The 3,473-nt window shown below is 52.7% G+C and carries 3 protein-coding genes (1 of these 3 running past the window's edge); 1 reads left to right on the top strand and 2 read right to left on the bottom strand.

The genetic code is table 11. The features are described 5' to 3' along the window. The first annotated feature begins 341 nt into the window (after positions 1-341). Positions 342-2,237: a cellulase family glycosylhydrolase gene (locus tag QVO51_RS06050; RefSeq protein ID WP_022357647.1), complete on the top strand. Its 1,896-nt coding sequence runs from the start codon at positions 342-344 to the stop codon at positions 2,235-2,237. Positions 2,238-2,841: 604 nt separating this feature from the next. On the opposite strand, the gene QVO51_RS10895 is transcribed toward QVO51_RS06050, so the two are convergent. Together QVO51_RS10895 and QVO51_RS10990 are read right to left on the bottom strand one after the other, a co-directional pair. Next, positions 2,842-3,393 carry a hypothetical protein gene (locus tag QVO51_RS10895; protein WP_022357648.1) on the bottom strand — a complete coding sequence of 184 codons (552 nt, stop codon included), beginning with the start codon at positions 3,391-3,393 and terminating at the stop codon, positions 2,842-2,844. Continuing rightward, positions 3,390-3,473: the 3' portion of a hypothetical protein gene (locus QVO51_RS10990; protein ID WP_441295912.1), read on the bottom strand. It continues 123 nt past the right edge of the window; 84 of the gene's 207 nt are visible here — the last part of the coding sequence; the start codon falls outside the window, past its right edge; its stop codon occupies positions 3,390-3,392. Before QVO51_RS10990 ends, QVO51_RS10895 begins: the two co-directional genes overlap by 4 nt.

A 3,473-nucleotide genomic window follows, 5' to 3' on the forward strand; every position in this document is an offset into this window, starting at 1 on the left:
TACTGCGTGTGCCAAGCACGCAGATAATGAGGAAACGAAAAAAAGAAAAAGGTCACCAAAAGTGGAACACTCCTGCGTAACACCATCCCCCTCACCCCATTACAAGAACAAACGTTCTTACATTTTGTGCATTATAACCAAAAAACAGGTGAAAAGATTGGCATGCACTATGGTGAAAAACGAATCAGACATATTGACTTTGCTGCATGTGTATGGTAAAGTTAAGGTATCATGACATGACTGTGCGTATACATCTCTCTCAATTTTCCCTTCGGGAAAGGGCGTTAAGGCTGCGTCTTCTCATCGTATCCGGTCATGTAAAAGAAAGGGAGTAGAATCACATGAAGCTGACAAAAAAGCTGCTCAGCACTGTGACCGCTGCCGCTCTGTGCATGTCTCTGACAAGCACATTTGCAGGCAGCTTTGTCAACGTGTCTGCTGCAAACACCACCGCCGTCGATATGGTGGAGGACATGGGTCTTGGCTGGAACCTGGGTAATTCCCTCAGCGCCTCCAACACCTGGGACTCCGGTACCCTCACGCCGGAGCAGATCGAAACTGCCTGGGGCAATCCCCTTACCACCGAGGCCATGATCAAGGAGGTCAAGAAGGCAGGCTTCAAGACCGTCCGGATCCCTGTGACCTGGTACCAGGCAATGGAGGGCAAGGTGGACATGGACGCATATCTTGCCCGGGTTCAGACCGTTGTGGATTACTGTCTGGATAACGGCCTGTACTGCATCATCAACACCCACAACGAGGCAAGCTGGCTTAACGCTTCCGCACAGAGCAAGTTCACCGACCTGTGGAAGAAGATCGCAACCTACTTCAAGGACTATGACGAGAAGCTGGTCTTTGAGGATATGAACGAGATCGAGATCACCAATGCGCAGATCATGACGCTGAACCAGGCGTTTGTGGATACAGTCCGTGCAACCGGCGGCAATAACGCAAAGCGTCTGCTTCTGGTGCCTGCATCCAACAACAATACGGAGAAGTGCCTGTCCGGCGACTTCTCCGCACCCACAGATTCCGCCAACATGGTGGCTGTTTCCGTGCATTACTATGAGCCTCCTACCTTCTGTGTGGCAGAAATCGGTTCTTCCTGGGGCTACACCTCCACCTGGGGCACCAATGCGGATTATACCCTGCTGGAGGCCAACCTGGATAAGCTGGAGGATAAGTTCATCGACAAGGGCATCCCGGTGATTATCGGCGAGTACGGCGTTGTGACCAACGAGGGTAAGGATGATGCTTCCATCAAGAAGTTCCTCAAGAAGGTTGCATCCTATTCCTATGGCAAGAACGGTATGTGTGCGGTTCTGTGGGATGATTCCAACGCCGGCACCATGAAGTATTTCGACCGTACTTCCCTTAGCTGGTACGATAATGAGATCAAGCAGATCTTTGCTGATGTAATCAGCGGCGGCACAGAGGATCCCGGCACCAAGACCGACCGGATCACTCTGACTGTGGATGAAATGACAGCGGAGGAAAAGGGCTACTCCATCGACATGAAGCCCTATGGTGAAATGGGTCTGACTGCAAGCAGCGTTGTGGTAGAATATGAGCTGACCTCCACCAAGAACTCCAAGCAGGTCAGCGGCGATGTTGTTCTGAGCTTTAACTTTACCGAATCCGGCAACGACGACGAAAAGACCCGTCACTGCTGGACCTTTATCGACAACGCAGTGGGCATCGACAAGACTTTGACTACCTTTGAGATTCCCGTTGGCGAGAACGCATTCCCCACCGGCGACAAGGATGACGACGGCAAGGACATCACCAAGACCGGTACCTTTGAGATGGATTATCTGAAGGTGGAGAACTGGTGGACATGGTCCGGCGTAACCGGCGATGAACCGGCACTGAACATCAAAAATGTGACGGTTATTTTCGACAACTTCTTCTACCCGGATCAGCCGATTGAAACCACAACGACCACTACTACAACCACCACTACAACCACTACGGAAACCACCACCACCACGACCACAACGACTACCACCACCACAGTGGAGCCTGTTGGCGTAAAGGGTGACGTAAACGACGATGGCGAGGTTACCATCGCTGACGTAGTACGGCTCTGCCGCTATGTGGCACAGGATGACACCCTGGTTCCGGCTATGACCGCAGCGCAGGTTGCCAATGCAGACGTGAACGGCGACGCCATTGTAGATTCCAGTGATATCACCGTGCTTGCACGTTTCCTGGCGCATCTGGTAGAAACCGTCTGATTACATGCTACAAACAGCACCATGCAGTATTGCGTGGTGCTGTTTTTACGCAATGCTGATTTACCTTTGGTGACCGTTTTCCTTTTGCGTTTTTTGATAGTCTGCGTGCTGGGCATACGCATGACCCCTTTACCAGAGTCTTGGGGAGACAACCCGGGGAAAGGGGGGCAGCCCGGCTGCCAATCCCCCTTCCCCTTCCGGGTTTTCTCCCCCAGTCCCCCGCTTTCCTCCTTCCCCATCCCCCTATAGGGGACGATGTGAGGTTACACGTTTCCACAATGCTGCACAAAACGCTGTGGGGTAGAATCTGGCGGCTGAAATCGTGAGAACGGTTCAGCCCGTTCGTTCTCCACAAGAGTGGGGAGGGTTGTGGAAAAGAGAGCGCGAGAGAAAACCGTTGGGAGGGGAGAGAATAAGCATCTCTGATGCGCTCTCTCCCCTCTCAAAGAGGTTGTCGCTCGTCAATGGAGTCATGCACATCTCCCCAAGCAGCCGGTAGAACGGTACTGCGTATGCCAAGCACGCAGAGCATAAAGAAACGCAGAAAAGAAAATGGTTACTAAAAATTGGCGCAAAAAAGCATCGGTTTCCCGATGCTTTTTTCTTATTCAGATTGCTGCGTCTCCTGCGGCGGCGCCTGTGGAGGCTGTTGCTGTGGAATCTGGGCAGGAGGCGGGGGAACAGGGACTGTGCCAGTGGGAACAGGGGATCCGGGGCCGTGTTTTTCGTACAGATACTGAAGCACCCCAGCTGCCAGGAACATGAGCAGCATAAAATAGAAGCCGCTTTGCAGATGACTCTCGATGTAATTCAGCTCATCCAGCCCATAGAAGGAGTCGAAGGATGCACCGGTCAGAATCACCAGCAGAGCGCCCACTCCATCCAGCACAACGGGCACAGTCTTTTTGTTCCGGAGCACCAGGACAATAGACGCTACCCCTGCGGCAAATGCGCCGGTGATCCAGAGATTGAACTTGCCGCCGAATTCTTTGTCCTCCTGGGCAGAGCTATAGGCGCTTTCTGCGTCGGATGCGTCATAAGAATCCATGGTTATCATATCCATAGCGCTGTAGGTCACAATGTCCTCTTCTTTGTCGTTGTAGTTGCAGGAAATGGTCACAAAGGGCATGAAGAACGCCACCAGTGCCAGGATCACCGCCACCTTAGCGGAGATGCCGATGGTCTTGATGTGGGCGAGAATGCCGCTGGATGCAGGTGCAGCAGCCGGTACAGCGG

The organism is Ruminococcus sp. CAG:379, assembly GCF_000434255.1.
Classification (GTDB): domain Bacteria; phylum Bacillota; class Clostridia; order Oscillospirales; family Ruminococcaceae; genus Ruminococcus_F; species Ruminococcus_F champanellensis.